13 protein-coding genes are annotated in these 21477 nt (G+C 51.0%); 6 read left to right on the top strand and 7 right to left on the bottom strand.

Annotation, left to right across the window (positions count from 1 at the left end; all coding sequences use genetic code 11):
- Positions 1 to 3: 3 nt before the first annotated feature.
- The 3 genes from Q0Y65_RS11085 to Q0Y65_RS11075 all read right to left on the bottom strand — a co-directional run bounded on the left by Q0Y65_RS11085 (position 4) and on the right by Q0Y65_RS11075 (position 5620).
- Entirely contained in the window at positions 4 to 2091 is a 2088-nt protein-coding gene (locus Q0Y65_RS11085; protein WP_297959734.1) for a glutamine synthetase III, read from the bottom strand.
- 2 nt (positions 2092 to 2093) lie between these two features.
- On the bottom strand, positions 2094 to 3695 hold the full coding sequence (locus Q0Y65_RS11080) for a CTP synthase (RefSeq protein WP_297959732.1): 1602 nt from the start codon (positions 3693 to 3695) through the stop codon (positions 2094 to 2096).
- A 101-nt stretch (positions 3696 to 3796) separates the two neighbouring features.
- Positions 3797 to 5620 (bottom strand): ammonium transporter, encoded by a 1824-nt coding sequence (locus tag Q0Y65_RS11075; protein WP_297959730.1) that lies wholly within the window; start codon positions 5618 to 5620, stop codon positions 3797 to 3799.
- Positions 5621 to 6074: 454 nt separating this feature from the next.
- On the opposite strand from Q0Y65_RS11075, the gene gltB reads away from it, so the two are divergent.
- The 6 genes from gltB to asnB are packed head-to-tail and all read left to right on the top strand — an operon-like array spanning position 6075 to position 17047.
- Positions 6075 to 10601, top strand: coding sequence for a glutamate synthase large subunit (gene gltB / locus Q0Y65_RS11070; RefSeq protein WP_297959728.1), 4527 nt, complete (start codon positions 6075 to 6077; stop codon positions 10599 to 10601).
- Positions 10602 to 10604: 3 nt separating this feature from the next.
- A complete protein-coding gene (locus Q0Y65_RS11065) occupies positions 10605 to 12092 on the top strand; it encodes a glutamate synthase subunit beta (RefSeq protein WP_297959726.1) in 1488 nt (495 codons plus the stop codon).
- 11 nt (positions 12093 to 12103) lie between these two features.
- Positions 12104 to 13381 carry a glutamine synthetase family protein gene (locus Q0Y65_RS11060; protein WP_297959724.1) on the top strand — a complete coding sequence of 426 codons (1278 nt, stop codon included), beginning with the start codon at positions 12104 to 12106 and terminating at the stop codon, positions 13379 to 13381.
- A gap of 12 nt (positions 13382 to 13393) precedes the next feature.
- Positions 13394 to 13975 carry an ANTAR domain-containing response regulator gene (locus Q0Y65_RS11055; RefSeq protein ID WP_297959722.1) on the top strand — a complete coding sequence of 194 codons (582 nt, stop codon included), beginning with the start codon at positions 13394 to 13396 and terminating at the stop codon, positions 13973 to 13975.
- Between the two features lie 9 nt (positions 13976 to 13984).
- Positions 13985 to 15406: an amidophosphoribosyltransferase gene (gene purF, locus Q0Y65_RS11050; protein ID WP_297959720.1), complete on the top strand. Its 1422-nt coding sequence runs from the start codon at positions 13985 to 13987 to the stop codon at positions 15404 to 15406.
- A 60-nt stretch (positions 15407 to 15466) separates the two neighbouring features.
- The gene (gene asnB, locus Q0Y65_RS11045; protein ID WP_297959718.1) at positions 15467 to 17047 is read left to right on the top strand and encodes an asparagine synthase B; all 1581 of its coding nucleotides are present in this window, start codon (positions 15467 to 15469) and stop codon (positions 17045 to 17047) included.
- A gap of 61 nt (positions 17048 to 17108) precedes the next feature.
- Here the strand turns inward: asnB and Q0Y65_RS11040 are convergent, their stop codons facing one another.
- The 4 genes from Q0Y65_RS11040 to Q0Y65_RS11025 form a co-directional block, all read right to left on the bottom strand.
- Positions 17109 to 17579, bottom strand: a complete 471-nt coding sequence (locus tag Q0Y65_RS11040; RefSeq protein ID WP_297959716.1) for a peptidylprolyl isomerase — start codon at positions 17577 to 17579, stop codon at positions 17109 to 17111.
- A 13-nt stretch (positions 17580 to 17592) separates the two neighbouring features.
- Positions 17593 to 18039 (bottom strand): hypothetical protein, encoded by a 447-nt coding sequence (locus Q0Y65_RS11035; protein ID WP_297959714.1) that lies wholly within the window; start codon positions 18037 to 18039, stop codon positions 17593 to 17595.
- Positions 18040 to 18154: 115 nt separating this feature from the next.
- On the bottom strand, positions 18155 to 19231 hold the full coding sequence (locus Q0Y65_RS11030) for a hypothetical protein (protein ID WP_297959712.1): 1077 nt from the start codon (positions 19229 to 19231) through the stop codon (positions 18155 to 18157).
- 488 nt (positions 19232 to 19719) lie between these two features.
- Positions 19720 to 21342 carry a spermidine synthase gene (locus Q0Y65_RS11025; protein ID WP_297959710.1) on the bottom strand — a complete coding sequence of 541 codons (1623 nt, stop codon included), beginning with the start codon at positions 21340 to 21342 and terminating at the stop codon, positions 19720 to 19722.
- Positions 21343 to 21477: the final 135 nt, after the last annotated feature.

Raw genomic sequence — 21477 nt, 5'->3', positions numbered from 1 at the left:
ATATCACACTCCGAAAAGAAGCTTGTCGTATGTGGGGAAGGGATAGTAGTCTTCGGCGGTGACAGTTTCAGCCTTGTCAGCGGCGCTGCGGAGCTTATCCATAGCAGGGATCATAGTGTCGCGGACGAACTCGGAAGCCTTGATAATATCGCTGATGCCCTTGAACTTGGCAATCGCAGCTTCAAGCTTTGTTGTTGCGGCGTCCATTTCGTCAATAAGCTCTGAAAGCTCGGTCACAAGCTTGGTCTCGTACTTGCAGGCAGCCTTGGAAACGCTCTTCTTCACCGATACTGCGGAAGCTGTGTCAGCTGCAAACTTTGCAACAGCAGGGATAATCTCCTTGCGAGCCATGTCGACCATTGTTACAGCCTCGATGTTGACTGTCTTGACATAGTTTTCAAGCATAATATCACGGCGAGAGAATATCTCGGCTTCGGTGAAGATACCGTGGGAGGTGAGCATATCCACGTTCTTTTTGTCGCAGATGTGAGGCATAGCGTCTGCGGTGGTCTTCAGGTTCATCAGACCGCGCTTCTCAGCCTCCTTTATCCATGAATCATCGTAGCCGTTGCCGTTGAAGATAATTCTCTTGTGATCCTTGATAGTTTTCCTGATAAGATCGTGGAGTGCCTTGTTGAAGTCCTTGGCCTTTTCAAGCTTGTCTGCGAACTGCTTCAGAACCTCTGCAACAGCAGCGTTGAGGTGAATGTTAGCGCATGAAATGCTGTTGGAAGAACCAAGCATACGGAACTCGAACTTGTTGCCTGTGAATGCGAATGGGGAAGTTCTGTTACGGTCAGTGGAATCCTTGCTGAACTTAGGCAGAACATCAACGCCAAGCTGCATTTTTTCTTTCTTTGTGCCGCCGTAGGGCTTGTCAGCCTCGATAGCGTCCAGAACTGCTGTGAGTTCGTCGCCGAGGAAGATAGAGATAACTGCGGGCGGAGCTTCGTTAGCGCCGAGACGGTGGTCGTTGCCAGCGGTAGCGACTGAAAGTCTCAGAAGATCCTGATAATCGTCAACAGCCTTGATAACGGCTGCAAGGAACAGCAGGAACTGTGCGTTTTCAGCGGGAGTCTCACCGGGAGAGAGGAGGTTCTCGCCTGCATCGGTAGAGATAGACCAGTTGTTGTGCTTGCCCGAACCGTTTACGCCTGCGAAAGGCTTTTCGTGAAGAAGGCAAACCAGATTGTGACGGAGAGCCACTTTCTGCATTATCTCCATTGTGAGCTGGTTGTGGTCTGCTGCGATATTTGTTGTATCGTAAATAGGAGCAAGCTCGTGCTGTGCAGGAGCAACTTCGTTGTGCTTGGTCTTGGCAAGTATGCCCAGCTTCCAGAGCTCACGGTCAAGATCGGCCATGTACTCGGCAACTCTCGGCTTGATAGAGCCGAAGTAGTGATCGTCCATTTCCTGTCCCTTTGGAGGCATAGCGCCGAAAAGTGTACGGCCTGTCATGATAAGGTCTTTTCTCTTCTTCCACATATCGCGGTCAACGAGGAAGTATTCCTGCTCGGGACCAACGGAAGTCTTTACGCTCTTGACGCTTGTGTTTCCGAAAAGCTTCAGGATACGGATAGCCTGTTTGTTGAGCGCTTCCATTGAACGCAGGAGAGGTACCTTCTTATCGAGAGCCTCGCCTGTGTAAGAGCAGAATGCTGTAGGAATGTACAGTGTGCCGTCCTTGATGAAAGCGTATGAGGTCGGATCCCAGGCCGTATAGCCGCGAGCCTCGAATGTGGCACGAAGACCGCCTGAGGGGAATGAAGAAGCGTCAGGCTCGCCCTTTACAAGCTCCTTGCCCGAGAACTCCATGATTACGCGTCCGTCGGGGGCAGGGGAAATGAAGCTGTCGTGCTTCTCGGCGGTCACACCTGTCATTGGCTGGAACCAGTGAGTGTAGTGGGTAGCTCCAAGCTCTATTGCCCAGTCCTTCATAGCTGCGGCAACTGCGTTTGCTACGGAGATATCAAGAGGAGTTCCTCTGTCGATAGTCCTTTTCAGGGACTTGTATACCTTTTCCGAAAGCGTTGCCTTCATTATTCTGTCGTCGAATACCATTGAGCCGAAATATTCTGTTACCTTTTCCATAATTATTCTCCTTTACTATCGAGCGATGCTCTTATAAAATCCGCAAAAAGCTTATGCGGTTTGTTTGGCCTTGATTTGAATTCGGGGTGGAACTGTACTCCCACGAACCAGGGGTGATGGGGAAGCTCCACTATCTCCACCAGCTTTTCGTCGGGGGAAAGACCTGCGATGTGAAGTCCCTTTGAGGTCAGTACCTTGCGGTATGCGTTGTTGAACTCATAACGGTGGCGGTGACGTTCATAGATGAGCTCCTCGCCGTATATGCTGCGGCATTTTGAGCTGTCGGACAGCTTGCAGGGATAAAGTCCCAGACGCATTGTGCCGCCCTTCTGATCGATATTCCTCTGCTCGTCCATTATATCGATGACGGGGTAGGGAGTATCGCCGAATTCGGCTGAATTTGCTCCGCTGAGGTCGCATACGTTCCGTGCGTACTCTATCACCGACATCTGCATACCCAGGCAGATACCGAAGAAGGGCACGTTGTTCTCGCGGGCGTAGCGGATAGTCTCTATCATTCCCTCAACGCCTCTGTGACCGAAGCCGCCGGGAACTATCAGTCCGTTGCAGTCAGCAAAGATCTCTGCTGCATTTTCGGCTGTGACCTCCTCGGAGTCTATCCATTTTATTTCCACAGCAGCGTCGTTTACGATACCGCCGTGACGGAGCGCCTCTGCTACCGATAAGTAAGCGTCGTGGAGCTCCACATATTTTCCGACAAGTCCTATAGTTACATTTTTGTGTGCGTTTTCCGCACGGCGTACCATTTCCGTCCATTCGGCAAGGTCAGGAGTGCTGTCTGTGAGACCCAGATGACGGCATACCGAATGAGCAAGTCCCTCATCTTCCAGCCACAGGGGCACCTCATAGAGTGAGGGAGCTGTCAGGTTCTGGATAACGTCCTCCTTGCGGATATTGCAGAAGAGCGCTATCTTCTCCGCCATATCATCGGGTATGCGCTTTTCGGTGCGGCATACGATGATATCGGGCTGTATTCCGATGGAGAGGAGCTCCTTGGTGGAGTGCTGTGTGGGTTTGGATTTAAGCTCCTCGGAGCCTGCGATATAGGGAACAAGTGTAACGTGTATGTAGCAAACGTTCTCGCGGCCCTGTTCGGTGCCTACCTGACGTATGGCCTCAAGGAAGGGGGTGGACTCAATGTCTCCCACCGTGCCGCCTATCTCCGTGATGACTACGTCCGCATTGGCTTCGTTAGCGGCGCTGTACACTCTGTCCTTGATCTCGTTGGTGATGTGGGGAATGACCTGAACGGTTCCGCCGAGGTAGTCGCCGCGGCGCTCCTTGGTGATGACGTTCCAGTAGATCTTTCCCGTGGTGACATTTGAGTGTACCGACAGATTTTCGTCTACGAAACGCTCATAGTGACCGAGGTCAAGGTCTGTCTCCGCACCGTCGTCGGTGACGAATACCTCGCCGTGCTGGAAGGGGGACATTGTTCCCGGGTCAACGTTGATGTAGGGGTCGAACTTCTGTATTGTGACCTTATAGCCGCGCTGTTTGAGAAGCCTTCCCAGTGAAGCCGCCGTGATACCTTTGCCCAGGCCTGAAACGACTCCGCCTGTTACAAAAATGAACTTTGACATTTGCATATGCTCCTTGAATTACATTTATGATAAAGGCAGTCTGCGGATATCGGGAGATTTTCAGATATGATTTTTTAATATCCGCAGAAGCCCTTGTCAGCTTATGCTTTTTCCCACTCTGCCGAATCGTGGAGTGCGTTGTAGCCTTCCTCGCCTGTTCTGATCTTGATTACGTTCTCGATGTCGTAAATAAACATCTTACCGTCGCCGTAGTTGCCTGTGTAGAGGGCTGCCTTAGCTGCTGCAACCACCTTTTCTACAGGAACTGCACATACTGCGATCTCGGCCTTTACCTTGGGAAGCAGATTCATTTCCACAGAAGCTCCGCGGTAGTAGTTCTTCTGTCCGTTCTGCATACCGCAGCCGAGGACGTTTGTAACTGTGATACCCTTTACGTCGATAGCTTCCATAGCTTCAATGAACTGCTGCAGCTTCTGCTGCTTGAATATTACAACAATATTTGTGAGCTTATCTGTGCCGTCAGGTGAAGGAACCGAGTAGTTCTCAACTTCAACTGCCTTGTCAACAGGAACCTTGGGCTTGGAAACCTTTGCTTCCTTCTTCTTGTCAACCTTTTCAACGCTCTTTGCGTCGTCCTTTGTGTAGCCCTTCATGCCGATGTCTGTAAGTGCGGGAGCGAAGTCTGCATATGATGATACAAGACCGTGCTCTGTAACGTCCAGACCTATGATCTCTTCCTGCTCTGAAGCACGGAGACCGATTGTCTTTTTGATTAAGATGAATACCAGTGACATTGAGATAGCTGTGAATACTGCGATAGCTGCGAAGCCTGTGAGCTGTCTGCCCAGGAGTCCGAAGCCGCCGTCGTAGAAAAGACCTGCAAGCTGGTCGCCGTTCTGGTCAACCAGTGAATAACCGGGAACCTCAGGGTTTGCAAGGAGACCAACTGCGATTGTTCCCCATATACCGTTCATCATGTGAACTGCAACTGCACCAACAGGATCGTCGATGTGGAGCTTGTAATCGAGGAACCATACGCCGAAGCATACAAGTAAGCCTGAAACGATACCAACTATTGAAGCACCTACACAGTCTGTTACGTCACAGGGAGCTGTGATACCAACGAGACCTGCAAGTGAAGCGTTAAGACACATTGAAACATCAGGCTTGCCGTATTTTACCCATGTGAATATCATGCAGGTTACTGTTGCGATTGCAGGAGCAACTGTTGTTGTAAGGAATACGGAACCGAGCTGGTCGATAGAAGTACAAGCTGCACCGTTGAATCCGTACCAGCCGAACCAGAGGATAAAGCAGCCGAGAGCACCGATTGTAAGGTTGTGTCCTGGGATAGCGTTTACCTTGATCTCGCCGTCCTTGGTCTTGTGGAACTTGCCTATTCTTGGTCCGAGGATAGCTGCACCTACGAGAGCTGCGATACCGCCGACCATGTGGATATGTGCTGAACCTGCGAAATCGTGGAATCCCCACTGGCTGAGCCAGCCGCCGCCCCAGCCCCAGTGAGCCTCGATAGGATAAACGACTGCACTGATGATAGCTGAGTAAACACAGTAGGATAAGAACTTTGTACGTTCAGCCATTGCACCAGAAACGATAGTAGCTGTCGTTGCACAGAATACAAGGTTGAATACGAAATTTGACCAGTCGAATGAGCCGTAGGAAGTGAAGATATCAAATCCGGGCTGTCCGATTATACCGACTAAGTCCTCACCGAAGAGGAGACCGAAGCCTATAAGAATGAAAACCACTGTACCGATACAGAAGTCCATTAAGTTCTTCATGATGATATTGCCTGCATTCTTTGCACGGGTGAAGCCTGTCTCCACCATTGCGAAGCCTGCCTGCATAAAGAATACGAGAGCAGCGCCGATAAGGAACCATACGCCAAAGACTATACCGTTTGTCTCGTCCATGGCCTGTTGTAAAATTGTCTGAGAGTCCATAGAAATACCTCCTTGAAAAGTTACAGCATAAATTTCAAAAGGGTGTACGACATACTGATATCCTCAGTACATCATACACCCCTTTGTGTATGGAATTAGCGCTACAAACCAAAAAAAGAGAGCTACGGACTCCATATCCGCAGCTCCCTTGCTGTTTACAATGCCATTATAGCCCTTTCATCAGCGTTTGTCAATAGCTTTTTTCAACTTTGTCAGAAATCAATATATTTTTGCTGCTTTAAACGCAAAAAGTACTTGCATTTTTACAAAAGTGATGATTTCAGCCTGATTTTACGTATTTTTTTGAAAAAGTCTCTTGACAATGCTGGTTTAAAGTGCTAAGATAGTATACAAGAACAAAGACGTTTCGTCAGGCTATCTGTCTGTTGAAACGTCTTTTTTATTATGCGATACGGATCAATGGCGCTCCGAATCGGAAAGGCAAGTGAAAGACATGGATAACTTTAGAGATGAAGCTCCATACGAGCTGCAGGGACTTTACGATCCCAGATTTGAACATGATAACTGCGGCATTGGTGCAGTTGTGAACATCAGGGGCGAGCAGTCCAGATACGTTGTGGACAGCGCTCTTACCATCGTTGAAAAGCTGGAGCACCGTGCAGGCAAGGACGCTGAGGGCAAGACAGGCGACGGCGTCGGAATACTTGTGCAGATGCCCTACAGCTTTTTTATAGGTGAAGCGGAACGGCTCGGCCATGACATCGGCAGCGAGGGCGATTTCGGCGTGGGAATGTTCTTCTTCCCTCAGAACGAGATGAAGCGCGGCCAGGCTATGAAGCTCTTTGAGCTTATCATAAAAAAGAACGGCATGGACTTCGTCTGCTGGCGTGAGGTTCCCGTGTCTGCCGATATCCTCGGACAGAAGGCTCATGACAGTATGCCTCATATAATGCAGGCTTTTGTAAAGCGCCCCGATGAATGTCCGAAGGGACTTGACTTTGACAGAAAGCTCTTCATTGCAAGGCGTGAGTTCGAGCACTCCAACGAGAATACATATGTCTGCTCACTTTCCAGCCGTACTATTGTATATAAGGGTATGTTCCTGGTGGACGAGCTGAGAAAGTTCTACAAGGACCTTCAGAGCGAGGACTTCAAGTCCGCTATCGCAACCGTACATTCCCGTTTTTCAACAAACACAAATCCCAGCTGGCAGAAGGCTCACCCCAACCGTTTCATCGTCCACAACGGCGAGATCAACACTATCACAGGCAACGCCGACAAGATGCTTGCCCGTGAGGAGAGCATGACCTGCGAGGCGCTGAAAAACGATATGTACAAGATACTTCCTGCCATAAATGTCAACGGCTCCGACTCCGCAAGACTTGACAATGCACTTGAATTCATGGTAATGTCGGGAATGCCCCTTCCTCTGGCAGTAATGATAACCATTCCCGAGCCCTGGAAGAATGACAGGACCATTTCCAAGTCCAAGTACGACCTCTATCAGTATTACGCTACAATGATGGAGCCCTGGGACGGCCCTGCTTCAATTCTCTTCTCTGACGGCGAGGTAATGGGAGCCGTACTTGACAGGAACGGTCTCCGTCCGTCACGCTACTGCGTTACCGGCGACGGCTTCCTTATACTCTCGTCGGAAACAGGCTGCATAGATATACCTGCCGACAGGATAATCAAAAAGGACAGATTACGTCCCGGAAAGATGCTCCTTGCGGACACGATACAGGGACGCATAATCGAGGACGACGAGATAAAGTCCACATATGCCTCACGCCAGCCCTACGGAGAGTGGCTTGACGCAAATCTTGTCCGCCTCCACGATCTCCATATCCCCAACAAGGGCGTTGAGACCTACTCAGCAGAGCGTCTTGCGAAGCTCCAGAAGGCGTTCGGATATTCCTATGAGGATATACGCACAAGTATACTCCCCATGGCAGAAAAAGGCGCCGAGCCTATAGCTTCCATGGGCAGCGACATACCCCTCCCGCCTCTGGACAAGCAGTCTCCGCCGCTGTTCAACTACTTCCGCCAGCTCTTTGCACAGGTAACGAATCCTCCCTTTGACGCTATCCGCGAGGAGATAGTAACGGATACCAGCGTTTACATCGGCGAGGACGGCAATATCCTTGAGGAGCGCCCCGAGAACTGCCACGTTCTCAAGATCGAGAACCCTATCCTCACCGAGACGGATATGCTCAAGATCAAGTCACTGAACAGGGACGGTCTGAAAAGCGCAGTTATCCCCATAACCTATTATATAGGCACTTCACTTGAAAAGGCTGTGGAGCGTCTGTTCATTGAGGCGGACAAGGCTTACCGCGACGGCGCCTCAATACTTATACTTTCCGACCGCGGCGTGGACGAGTTCCACTGTCCAATACCGTCACTGCTTGCAGTTGCGGCACTTCAGCAGCACCTTGTATCCACGAAAAAGCGCACGGCAGTTGCAATGATACTGGAATCAGCCGAGCCCCGTGAGGTACATCATTTTGCGGCACTTCTGGGCTACGGCGCCTGCGCTGTGAACCCCTACCTTGCACATGAGACCATACGCTCTCTCATTGAGGACGGCACCCTCGACAAGGACTTCTACGCAGCAGAAGACGATTACAATTCCGCAGTCCTTCACGGCATAATCAAGATAGCCTCAAAAATGGGCATCTCCACTATACAGTCCTATCAGGGCAGCAAGCTCTTTGAGGCAGTTGGCATATCAAAAGAGCTCATAGACAGCTATTTTTCCGGAACTGTCAGCCGTATCGGCGGCATAGGCCTCAGCGATATCAGCAAGCGTACAGAGAAGCTCCACACAGCGGCATTTGATCCCCTGGGACTTGCTGTGAACGAAAATATCGGCAGCGCAGGAAGTCATAAGCTCCGCAGCGGAAAGTCCGATCACCTTTACACTCCCGAGACCATACATCTGCTCCAGCAAGCTGCATGGACAGGGAACTATGATACCTTCAAGGCATATTCCGCAGCAATATCCCGCGAGGACAACGAGCTTACCCTCCGCAGTCTCCTTGACTTCAACTATCCCGAAAACGGCGGTATCTCCATTGACGAGGTTGAGTCCGTGGAGGAGATATGCAAGCGTTTCAAGACAGGCGCCATGTCCTACGGCTCCATTTCCCAGGAGGCTCACGAGTGCATGGCAGTGGCTATGAACAGCATAGGCGGCAAGTCCAACAGCGGCGAGGGCGGAGAAAGCCCCGAACGTCTGAAATCGGCCCGCTGCTCCGCTATCAAGCAGGTAGCTTCCGGACGTTTCGGAGTTACCTCAGAGTATCTGGTTTCCGCACAGGAGATACAGATAAAAATGGCGCAGGGCGCAAAGCCCGGCGAGGGCGGACATCTGCCGTCGGGCAAGGTGTATCCGTGGATAGCAAAGACACGTCACTCCACCGCAGGCGTGGGACTTATCTCGCCTCCGCCTCATCATGATATCTACTCCATCGAGGATCTTGCGCAGCTCATCTACGACCTGAAAAATGCCAACGACAAGGCGCGTATCTCAGTAAAGCTGGTATCCGAAGCAGGTGTTGGAACTGTTGCGGCAGGCGTTGCCAAGGCAGGTGCGCAGGTAATACTTATTTCGGGCTATGACGGCGGTACGGGCGCAGCTCCCAAGAGCTCCATTTACAACGCAGGACTTCCCTGGGAGCTGGGACTTGCAGAGGCACATCAGACCCTCATGCTCAACGGACTCCGTTCAAGAGTCCGTATAGAGACTGACGGCAAGCTCATGACAGGACGCGACGTTCTTGTGGCAGCACTTCTCGGTGCTGAGGAATTCGGCTTTGCAACAGCTCCGCTGGTAACAATGGGCTGCGTGATGATGAGAGTCTGCAATCTGGATACCTGCCCAATGGGTATAGCTACCCAGAATCCCGAGCTCCGCAAGCGTTTCCGCGGCAAGCCCGAGTACATCGTGAACTTCATGCATTTCATCGCACAGGAGCTCCGCGAGTACATGGCAAAGCTGGGAATACGCACGGTTGACGAGCTTGTGGGACGCACGGATCTGCTGAAAACAAAGAGAGAGTCGTCCATCGACTTCACAAATATACTGTCAGACGGACAGTCCAACGAAAAAAATCACTTTGATCCCGCAGATATTTTTGATTTTGAGCTTGACAGTACCATAGACCGCCGTGTTATAATAAAGAAGCTGGGAGCTGCTCTGAAAAACGGTTCGTCCAAGAGCATTTCCATTGACGTTGTTAATACGGACCGCTCCGTGGGAACTCTCACAGGTGCTGAGATAACCCGTATCCACGGCGAGAACGTTCTTGACGACGACACATTCAGGGTTAAATGTGCAGGCAGCGGCGGACAGTCCTTCGGCGCGTTCATACCAAAGGGACTTACGCTGGAGCTCTGCGGCGACAGCAACGACTACTTCGGCAAGGGACTTTCAGGCGGAAAGCTTGTGCTCTATCCCCCTGAAAATGCCGGCTTTAAGGCTGACGAGAACATAATCGCAGGCAACGTTGCGCTCTACGGAGCTACATCGGGCAAGGCCTTCATCAGCGGAATAGCAGGCGAGCGCTTCTGCGTGAGAAACTCCGGAGCTATAGCCGTCTGCGAGGGCGTGGGCGACCACGGCTGCGAGTACATGACAGGCGGACGTGCTGTTATCCTCGGAGGCACGGGCAAGAACTTCGCCGCAGGAATGTCGGGCGGTATCGCCTATGTTCTCGACGAAAAACATGATCTCTACACCCGTCTGAACAAGGCTCTGGTATCACTGGAAGCGGTTACGGCCGATGTGGATATCGCAGAGCTGAAGGCTATCATCACCGAGCACGCCGAGGCTACGGGCTCAGCGAAGGCAAAGGCCATACTTGCGGAATTTGACCGCTATCTGCCTTGCTTCAAGAAGATAATACCTCACGATTACGCAAAGATACAGAAGACAGTCAGATCTCTCGAACTTTCGGGAGTATCACATGAAAAGGCCGAAATAGAAGCCTTTGAGATAATAAGAAAGGAGGCGTGAGCCATGGGAAAAGCAACAGGATTTCTTGAATACACAAGAACCGAGACAACGGCTAAGGAGCCTCTTGAAAGAATAAAGGACTTCAACGAGTTTCACGTTCCGCTCCCTGATGACAAACGCAGGGAACAGGCGTCACGCTGTATGGACTGCGGAGTACCCTTCTGCCAGAACGGAAAAATGCTCTGCGGAATGGTGTCGGGCTGTCCGCTGAACAATCTCATTCCCGAGTGGAACGACCTCATCTATCACGGACAGAAGGAGCAGGCGCTGAGCCGTCTGCTCATGACCAACAACTTCCCCGAATTCACATCGAGGGTATGTCCCGCGCTCTGCGAAAAGGCTTGTATCTGCGGAGTTTACGACAGTCCCGTTACGGTAAAGGAAAACGAGAATTCGATAATAGAGTACGGCTTTGAGAACGGGCTCATCAAACCCCAGCCTCCCGCTGTAAGAAGCGGCAAGCGCGTAGCCGTCATCGGCTCGGGTCCCTCGGGACTTGCCGCCGCCGATACCCTCAACAGACGCGGTCACAGCGTCACGGTGTTCGAGCGCTTCGACAGAGTGGGCGGACTGCTGATGTACGGTATCCCGAATATGAAGCTGGAAAAGCACATCATCGAGCGCCGTGCGGAGCTCATGCGTGCAGAGGGCGTTGAGTTTGCGGTAAATTCAAACGTTGGCGATAATATCTCCGCCGACGACATAATGAGCGGCTTCGACGCTGTAGTGCTTGCCTGCGGCTCGTCCAATCCCCGTGATATAAAGGCAGATGGACGCGACGCAGAGGGTATATACTTCGCGGTGGACTTCCTGAGATCCACCACAAAGAGCCTGCTTGATTCGGGTCTTTCCGACGGCAGATACATCTCCGCAAAGGATAAGGACGTAGTTATCATAGGCGGCGGTGATACGGGCAATGACTGCGTCGGAACTTCCGTGCGCCACGGCTGCAAGTCTGTGACGCAGCTGGAAATGATGCCCAAGCTCCCCGACGAGAGAGCCGAAAACAATCCGTTCCCGGAATGGCCCAGGGTATGCAAGACCGACTACGGTCAGGAGGAGGCTATCGCGGTATTCGGTCACGATCCGCGTATCTACTGCACCACCGTCAAGGAGTTCATCAAGGACGAAAAGGGCGCATTATCGGCAGTAAAGACTGTAAAGCTGGAATTTGTTGCTGATCCTGCAAGCGGCAGAAAGGTGCCGAAGGAGATAGAGGGCAGCGAGGAGATACTTCCCTGTCAGCTGTGTCTTATAGCCGCAGGCTTCCTGGGCTGTCAGAGCTATGTTGCGGAGGCCTTCGGCGTTGAGCTGGATCAGCGCACCAATGTGAAAACGGGCTCCGGCTTACACAAAACAAATGTTGAAAAGGTATTCACCGCAGGCGATATGCACATCGGACAGTCACTGGTAGTCCGCGCCATACGCGAGGGCCGTGACGCAGCCGCCGAGGTGGACGAATATCTCATGGGATACACCAATCTGAAATAGAGGAGGACAAAATGGTTTATACAGAAAATGAGATCCTGCAATATATCGAGGAAAACGATGTCAAGTTCGTCAAGCTTACCTTCTGCGACCTGCACGGCAGGCTGAAGAATATATCCATACTTTCATCGGAGCTGGCAGTCACCTTCGAGCGCGGAGTCCGCGTGGCTGCCAAGAAGATATCCGGCTTTGAGGCCGCAATGGGGAAGGATCTTTTCCTTTTCCCCGATGCAAAGACCATGACCGTTCTGCCGTGGAGGCCTCAGCAGGGCAGGGTCATCCGTATGTTCTGTTTTATCCGCTATCAGGACGGTACTCCCTTTGAGGGCGACAGCCGCTATTTCCTCAAAAAGGCCATGAAGGCTGCGGTGTCTGCGGGCTATTGCTTCCGCTTCGGTACCTCCTGCGAGTTCACACTTTTCCGTCTGGACGATAACGGACTTCCCACCAAAACTCCTCATGATTTTGCAGGCTACTGCGATACGGCTCCCGACGACAAGGGCGAGAATATCCGCCGTGACGTCTGCCTGACCCTTGAGCAGATGGGCATACAGCCCGTTTCCTCACGTCATGAGAGCGGCAGCGGTCAGCACGAGATAGACTTCAATTCATCCTCGGCATTGAAAGCGGCAGATACCTTCCTCAGCTTCAGATCGGCGGTAAAATCCGTTGCCGAGACTCACGGTGTACACGCAAGCTTCATGCCCAAGCCGCTGCGGAATGACTGCGGAAACGGTATGCACATCAGCTTCACTGTATTCCCTGACAGTGATTTTCTTGAGGAGCGCGGAGCCGAGTGCGGTGACATCGTCAAAAGCGCCGCCGCAGGTATCATGGAGCATATCCGCGAGTTCACCATGCTGACCAATTCCACAGTGAATTCCTATGCAAGACTGGGAGAGTTCACAGCTCCCCGTGATATAATCTGGTCGGACGAGGAGGGCTCGCAGCTTATCCGTATGTCTCCCGACAGCGATGATGTTTCAGTTGAGCTGAGAGCGGCTGACTGCGTATGCGACCCGTATCTGGTGCTGGGACTTATGATATATTCCGCTCTGGAGGGCATCTCCTCGGGAGCAGTTCTTCCCGAAAAGAACAGCGGCACCGAGCGCCTTCCCGAAACTCTTGAGGCTGCGGCCGATATCGCGGAAAAGTCGGAGTTCCTGAAAAAGTATATCCCCGAAAATATCCTTGAAGTCCTCATACGACACAGCCGTGAGGAGTGGAAGGAGTTCATCTCCGCCTATGACAAGGAAGCATTCGAGGACAAGAAGTATTTCTGCTCACTGTAATGGAGGTTCATTTTGGAAAAGATCCTTGTAGTTTCAAGCAGCAAGTCTGCTTCCGAAGCTCTGCTTGATTTCCTCCGCGGATCGTTCAAATGCGCTCCGAAGATAGTCGAATCGGCATATCAGGCGAAAACACTTCTTGAATCCGATATAATGACCGAGCTTGTAATGATAAATTCGCCGCTTATGGACGAATCGGGAGTAGAATTTGCCGAGTACGTCACCGAAAACACCACGGCGAACTGCATACTGCTCATAAAGGCAGAGGCTGCCGAAAAGATAAGCGAGCGTGCCGAAAAAGCGGGAGTCATCATCGTTGGCAAGCCGTTCAGCAGGACTATCCTGTATCAGATAGTCAGGACGGTGGACATAGCGGTGAACCGCTCCGCCGAGCTGTATCTCAGAAATGCCCGTCTTGAGGAAAAGATCAACGAGATACAGACCATTGACAAGGCCAAGTTCATGCTCATGGAGTACAAGGACATGACCGAGAGCGAGGCACACGCCTATATCGAGCAGTACGCCATGAACAAGCGGAAAAAGAAAAGCATCGCCGCTCTTGCCATAATCGACAAGCTCAGCGAGCAGTATCTTTAGAGGTGCGGAATGTTTGACACGATACACGAAGAATGCGGAGTTTTCGGCATTTTTGAGAATAAAACAGCCAATGTGGCTGCTTCTGTATATTTCGGTCTGTATGCTCTCCAGCACAGAGGTCAGGAGAGCTGCGGCATAACGGTCTGCGACGACGGCATATTCCGTCATAAACGTGCAGACGGTCTCGTTTCCGAGGTGTTCACCCGCGAGGAGCTGGACAAGCTTGGCTGCGGGAACATGGCTGTGGGACACGTCCGCTATTCAACAACGGGAGGTCACAGCCACAATAATATCCAGCCTCTTGTTATACGTCATATCAAGGGCAATATGGCTCTTGTCCACAACGGAAATCTCGTCAATGCGGCGGAGCTGCGCCGCTCCTTTGAGATGTCGGGCGCCATATTCCACGGCACCTCAGACACAGAGGCCATAGCCTATTCCATAGTCCGCGAGCGTCTCACCAGCAGCTCTACGGAGCAGGCTGTTGAACGCGCTATGCCGTTCATCAGGGGAGCTTATTCCTGCATACTCATGACAGCCACAAAGCTTGTGGCCTTCCGCGACCCTGACGGCTTCCGTCCGCTGTGTATAGGAAAAACTCACGACGGCGCCTATGTTGTGGCTTCCGAGTCCTGCGCACTGGAAACGGTGGGAGCCGATTTTATCCGCGACGTGGAAGCGGGGGAGATAGTGGTCATAGACAAGGACGGACTGCGCTCCATAACCACCAACTGCTGCCAAAAGAAGCATATCTGTATTTTTGAATACATCTACTTTGCCCGTCCCGACTCTGTCATAGAGGGAATATCGGTCCACCATGCAAGGCTGAAGGCAGGCGAGCTCCTTGCCAGGTACAGCCCCGTGGAGGCTGATATAGTCATAGGAGTTCCCGATTCGGGACTTGACGCGGCTCTGGGCTATGCAAACGCAAGCGGTATCCCTTACGGTATCGGCTTCATCAAGAACAAGTACATCGGCAGGAGCTTTATACAGCCTCAGCAGGATCAGCGCGAGAATGCAGTAAAGATAAAGCTGAACGCAGTCCGCGAAAGCGTCTGCGGCAAGCGCGTCATAATGATAGACGACTCCATAGTACGCGGCACTACCAGCGCCCGTATCGTGCGGCTTCTCCGTGAGGCAGGGGCAAAGGAGGTACACGTCCGCATATCCTCGCCGCCCTTTCTGCACTCCTGCTACTTCGGAACGGATATAGATTCCGAGGAGAATCTCATTGCGGGAAAGTGCAGCTCTACTGATGAGATAGCAAGGTATATCGGAGCCGACAGCCTTGCATACCTGCCCGGGGAATGTCTGGGCGATCTTGTGGACAACAGGTTCGGCTGCTGCAATGGCTGCTTTACGGGAGAATATCCTGTGGATACTTCAGGAGCAGGCTATAAAAATAAATTTGACGAAAAAATACACAGATAAATATGCACATCAAAGGCGATGTGCAGTGTATACTAAACCTATTATTCGGAGTGATAAACTATGTGTACAATAATGGCATACTGCGGCGTCAGCGGCGGTACAGGAAAGGTCATGGAGGGACTGAAGGCGACTGTATCACGCGGTCCCGACGACCAGAGGATAATAAAGGTGCCCGACGGTATCCTTGGCTTTCAGAGGCTTTCCATAATGGGACTTACTCCCGAGGGAATGCAGCCCTTTGAGCTTGACGGAGACTTTGCAGTCTGCAACGGCGAGCTGTACGGCTTCCGCCCGCTGAGAGACAAGCTCATTGATATGGGCTATGTATTCAGGAGCGACAGCGACTGTGAGATCATACTGCCGCTGTACAGGGAGTACGGCACTGATATGTTCGCAATGCTGGACGCAGAATTTGCCTGCGTGATATACGACAGCACGGAGAGGCAGTTCATTGCCGCCCGTGATCCCATAGGCATACGACCGCTTTACTACGGCTTTGACGAGGACGGCACAATGGCATTTGCCAGCGAGCCGAAGAATCTGGTCAGGTTCTGCAAGGAGATAAAGCCCTTTCCTCCCGGACACTATTATAAGGACGGCAAGTTCCACTGCTACTGCGATATAACGGCGGTTGACGAGGTGATACACGACGACCTTGAAACGGTGTGCGGAAATATCCATGACAAGCTTGTGGCAGGCGTGAAAAAGCGTCTTGACGCCGACGCAAAGGTGGGCTTCCTGCTTTCGGGCGGTCTGGACTCCTCCCTTGTCTGCGCCATTGCACAGCGTGAGAGCGACAAGCCGATCCGCACATTTGCCATCGGCATGAACACCGACGCTATCGACCTGAAATACGCAAAGCAGGTGGCGGACTACATCGGCAGCGACCACACTGAGATAATCATGACCAGCGACGATGTTATAAACGCTCTTGAAGACGTAATACACCTTCTCGGTACCTACGATATCACCACTATCCGCGCAAGCATGGGTATGTATCTGCTGTGCAAGGGAATACACGAGCAGACTGATATCCGCGTACTGCTGACAGGCGAGATATCCGACGAGCTCTTCGGCTATAAGTACACGGATTTTGCTCCCTCTGCCGAGGCTTTTCAGGCAGAGTCCGTAAAGCGTGTCCATGAGCTCCATATGTATGACGTTCTCCGTGCGGACCGCTGTATATCCGTAAATTCACTGGAAGCGAGAGTGCCCTTCGGCGACCTTGACTTCGTGAAGTACGTTATGGCCATAGATCCCGAGATGAAGCTGAACAAGTACAACAAGGGAAAGTATCTGCTTCGCCATGCCTTTGAGGGGGACTATCTGCCCCATGATATCCTCTACCGTGAAAAGGCTGCCTTTTCCGACGCTGTGGGACACTCGATGGTGGACTATCTCAAGGAATACGCCGAAAAGCATTATTCGGACGAGGAGTTCGAGCTCCTCTGCACGAAATACGATCACGCCAAGCCCTTCACCAAGGAGTCGCTGCTGTACCGCGAGATCTTCGAGAAGTATTACCCTGACAACAGCGGCATGATCGTTGATTTCTGGATGCCCAACAAGGAGTGGGAGGGCTGCAACGTAAACGACCCCTCCGCAAGAGTTCTCTCCAACTACGGCGAGAGCGGTAAATGATTATACGTCTTATAAAATGAAAACAGCCGCAGGCATAACCCTGCGGCTGTTGTTTGTTTTATTATTCGATAGTTACTTTCTTCATTATCTGAGGAGTTACAGGCTTGTCGCTGTAGTCTGTCTCGCACTCTGCGATCTCGTCAACAACCTCCATGCCCTCAACTACCTTGCCGAAAGCGGCATAGTTGCCGTCAAGGTGAGGAGCGTCCTCGTGCATGATGAAGAACTGGGAGCCTGCGGAATCGGGCATCATTGAACGAGCCATTGAGAGTACGCCTCTTGTGTGCTTCAGGTCGTTCTTAACGCCGTTTGCAGCAAACTCGCCCTTGATATGCCAGCCGGGACCGCCTGTGCCTGTACCGTTGGGGCAGCCGCCCTGTATCATAAAGCCGGGGATAACTCTGTGGAAGGTGAGTCCGTCGTAAAAGCCCTGCTTCACAAGCTTTTCAAAGTTTTCGCATGATATGGGAGCTATATCGGGATAGAGCTCTATCTTGATCTTCTTTCCGTTTTCCATTTCAATGATTACCATTATTTTTCCTCCTTTAGTCTATCACCAGAGTGAAGTCCATTTTGGGCTCGATATACTCTGTGGTGGTCTGAGGCTCCTGAACCTCTTCTCCGCCTGAGCTGTCGTCGTTGTACTTTTTGGAATTGCGTCTGTATTCGTCTATTATGGACAGTGTGGTGGTAGGCATATTAGCTTCCTCGGGAGATGTGACCGGTATGGTCTCGATCACCTTGCCGAGAATATTTGTAACAGTTTCATACTGGCGCTCGGTAGTAGTCTCGATGAGGGAAGGAGGCTCAAGCTGACCGGTTACAGGCGGATCAGTTATGAGATGGAACTGAGCAGTGGACTCGGTAGTGTGTTCCCTGGCTTCCTTCTGTGCCTGTATAGCGCTTGTCACGCATGATCTTGTTGCAATGATAATGAGTATGCAGACCGCTGCGGCTATAAGCAGTGAGATTATCCTGCCTTTATCCTCCATATTGTTCTCCTTTCCTCAGCCTTGCTGAAAACAGTTTATATTATTATATCCTATTGAGCGAAAAAAGTCAATAGCATAAGAAAACGGCAGCCCATGGGGACTGCCGTTATTGTTATTAACCAATATAGTTTATAGCTGCCTTGTAGTAATCGTAAAGAGCGCACATAGCGTACTTCTCACTGTTATCATAAGGGTTGTTGAATGCGTCGTTGGCATAGGACAGGGCTGAAGCCTTGAATGTAGAAGTGCCGTTGGTGGTCTTGACTGTTACAGTGTGGTTATCGCCAAGCTTATGAGCAGAAATGCCCGGAATAGTTACCTGATAGTTCGTGCCCACCTTTTTGGGAGTGTATTTCTTGCCGTCAACAGTCACGGCAACGCTGCCCTTATAGGATTCCTGCGGTCTGATAGTGAACACCAGTGAGGTATCGGCGTCAATAGTGAGAGCATATCCGATATTGCTCAGGTCGGCGGTAACGATGTTCTTGACTTTTGCTTTCTTGCCCAGTTCTGTCTGGTACATATCGAAGTTTTTTCTGTAGTCGAGAGCCTTTTTGCAGCATTTTCCCATTGCCTTATGTTCGGTGCCGAGAGTCCAGGGTTTTCCCGAATGAACGGAGAGGTACTGCTGCATATAGTAGCCGTAGTCATTTATGGAGCTGATAAGTCCCCAGAGCTTTTCACCGTCGCTCTCGTCGAACTTATTCAGGTAGGATTCCGCGGTGGCTGTGGTGGTAATGGTCTGCTCCTCGCCTTCATCGTCGTAGTAATAAAGGGTAGCCTTTACATCATCGGCCATGGAGACCGAATCCAGCATACAGGTAAAGCCGTAGGCAGTCTTATCGCTGTTCATTTTGTCGGGGTCGAATTCTGCTGTCTGCTTCTTGCCGTTTACCTCGAATTCAACGTAGGAATAGGGCTGATTTTCTTCCGGAATGATTGAAAGGTCGGCATAGAAATTAAGGCTTATAGCGCCGCCCAGTGTCATTGAGTTTTTGGTGAATTCAGGTATTACTGGTGTTTCATAATATATCGTAACTTCGCTGATATAACAGGAGTTACCATATTCACCCGTGCAGCCCAGTCTGGCATAAGTGTCATTTATACCCGTAAATTTAAAAACATTTCCATAAGCTTCAGATAATACTCCATTACCTACCTCGGGTATACCATCATTACCTTTGCGTTTCAAATCTATACGAGTTATTATTGTACCGTCTAAAGAGGATACTTTGGCACCATAAGATACGTATTCGCTCCTATATAGCCAAATACTTTCATTAAAAATATCCTTATCAGCTGCAATTTTGAAGTGAGTTCCATATTGGGTTTTATCCGGATAAATAATTTCACCTGTTGGTCCAACACCCGGAACAGATACATATATATTCTCGGGTATTGTGATAGTTTCTGAGGCTTCTACATATCTGATTGCAGCCATTGCGGTCATATTTGGCTTAACATTTGCATTTTTCGCAGGCAGCGCGCCTCCCAAAAGCACAATAGCAAGCAAGGTTCCCGCTGCTTTTTTTAATAGACCTTTCATAAAAACATCTCTCTTAAAAGTTTTCGGACAAAATGTGTATCCGTAATTAAATGATATCATAAACAGGCAGAATAGTCATCCGCCTGAGCAAAAAAACTGCCGCCTTGTACCGGCGGCAGTTCTGTATATCCTGTTCATTCAAGGAGTCCGCGTATGCCTTTTTCCTTGAAGGCCTTCTTGTAGTACACAAGCTCCTCCTGAATGATATCGTCGATGACCTTCATGCCCAGGAGCTCCACGGGAGCCTTGTCATCGGTGAGTATGCGGTCTCCCGCCTCATATGGGACAAGCTTTGACTGCACCACATTCATCATGCGGATGAGGTCGTCCTGTGTGAGGGCTTCGGTATTTCTGGCGAGAAGCTCCGTCATACCGCCGTTATCCGAGGCGAAAAGCTCTCGGTTGGAGGAGAAGTCCACATCGGCGGTATATACGTTGGCGAATACCGACGAGATAGTGTCCGCCAGGTAATTGTTGATACTGTCGGAGCTGTCGGAGCGCATATTCATATTCACCACCATGACGCCGTTTTCGTTGAGGTGTTTTTTCACCAGCGTGAAGAACTCCACCGAGGACATCTGGAAGGGGATAGTGATGTCCTGATAGGCGTCCACCATGATGACGTCGTATTTTTTGTCACAGGCCGCAAGAAAGGCTCTGCCGTCGTAGGTGGTGACCTTTATATCCTCGGGAAGCTCGAAATACCTGTGTGCAAGGTCGGTTATTTTGTCGTCTATCTCCACGCCCTCGGCCTCAGCGCCGCTGAAGTAGTTCATGCACTGTTTTGCGTAGGTGCCTGTGCCCATGCCCAGAACGAGAATATCCGCAGTATCGGGGGACTCCGTCATAAGTGGAGCCGCCATTGCGTAATCGTAGTACATATCCGAGAGCTCGCCTGATTTGACGTATACCGACTGCACTCCGAATAGCACATTTGTGGAGAGGTAGGTATTCTCCTCGTCCTCCTTGACCTGCAGGTAGTTGTATACGGATTCGCCCTCATAGGTGAGACCCTTCTCCCAGAAGGCGAAGCCCATGGAGGGAGAGGCAAAGCAGCAGACTATGAAAAGCGCAGAGGCTATGGCAGTCTTTGCTGCGCCGCGCTTTGAGCTTATGAAGTATACCAGTCCTATGACAAGCATTATGCCTGCGAAGATAAGGAAGGTGACGGCGGTTCCCACGGCGGGTATGGAGATGAAGGTTGGGACGAATGTGCCTATTATGGAGCCTATGGTGTTTGCGGCTCCGAGAGTGCCCACAGTTCTGCCGCTGTCGTCAAGGGAGTCCACGGTGTACTTTACCAGTGAGGGCGTGACTGTTCCGAGGAGGAAAAGCGGATATACGAACACCACCATGCAGGTGATGAAGGCTGCCCATATGAGGAAATTGGTGTTTACGGTGACTACCAGCAGACCTGCAATGGCTGCGATAGCCAGCTTGCCGATGAAGGGAACGGCCGCTATCCATACGGCGGCAACGAGTATCCTGCCGTAGAGCTTATCGGGATCGGGGTTCTTGTCGGCGCTTCTGCCGCCGTAGATATTGCCCAGAGCCATGGCTATCATTATCGTACCGATTATTATTGTCCAGACTATCTGCGAGGAGCTGAAATAGGGTGCCAGCAGTCTGCTTGCGCCCAGCTCCACGGCCATTACGGACATACCTGCAAAGAACTCCGTCATGTACAGGTACCATTTGTTTTTCAGTATCTTGGGAAGGGGCTTTTTTTCAGCCGCCGTTGTATTGTTCTTTTTCATTTTTTCTCCAGTCATTAAGATATATTATCAGTGCGGACTTCTCCGCAGATTGCATCACAAAAAGAATTATATCACAAGGACGGCTTTTTGTAAAGAGGAATAACTTCATAGCCTCGGCGCATATGCTTTATCGGG

The sequence above is a fragment of the uncultured Ruminococcus sp. genome, assembly GCF_947301925.1.
Classification (GTDB): domain Bacteria; phylum Bacillota; class Clostridia; order Oscillospirales; family Ruminococcaceae; genus Ruminococcus.
This window is presented reverse-complemented; position numbering and strand designations above follow the sequence as displayed.

Excerpts from the sequence above, each read along its gene's own strand:
- Q0Y65_RS11085 (WP_297959734.1), bottom strand. The coding sequence starts at position 2,091 with ATGGAAAAGGTAACAGAATATTTCGGCTCAATGGTATTCGACGACAGA.
- Q0Y65_RS11080 (WP_297959732.1), bottom strand. The coding sequence starts at position 3,695 with ATGTCAAAGTTCATTTTTGTAACAGGCGGAGTCGTTTCAGGCCTGGGC.
- Q0Y65_RS11075 (WP_297959730.1), bottom strand. The coding sequence starts at position 5,620 with ATGGACTCTCAGACAATTTTACAACAGGCCATGGACGAGACAAACGGT.
- gltB (WP_297959728.1), top strand. The coding sequence starts at position 6,075 with ATGGATAACTTTAGAGATGAAGCTCCATACGAGCTGCAGGGACTTTAC.
- Q0Y65_RS11065 (WP_297959726.1), top strand. The coding sequence starts at position 10,605 with ATGGGAAAAGCAACAGGATTTCTTGAATACACAAGAACCGAGACAACG.
- Q0Y65_RS11060 (WP_297959724.1), top strand. The coding sequence starts at position 12,104 with ATGGTTTATACAGAAAATGAGATCCTGCAATATATCGAGGAAAACGAT.
- purF (WP_297959720.1), top strand. The coding sequence starts at position 13,985 with ATGTTTGACACGATACACGAAGAATGCGGAGTTTTCGGCATTTTTGAG.
- asnB (WP_297959718.1), top strand. The coding sequence starts at position 15,467 with ATGTGTACAATAATGGCATACTGCGGCGTCAGCGGCGGTACAGGAAAG.
- Q0Y65_RS11040 (WP_297959716.1), bottom strand. The coding sequence starts at position 17,579 with ATGGTAATCATTGAAATGGAAAACGGAAAGAAGATCAAGATAGAGCTC.
- Q0Y65_RS11035 (WP_297959714.1), bottom strand. The coding sequence starts at position 18,039 with ATGGAGGATAAAGGCAGGATAATCTCACTGCTTATAGCCGCAGCGGTC.
- Q0Y65_RS11025 (WP_297959710.1), bottom strand. The coding sequence starts at position 21,342 with ATGAAAAAGAACAATACAACGGCGGCTGAAAAAAAGCCCCTTCCCAAG.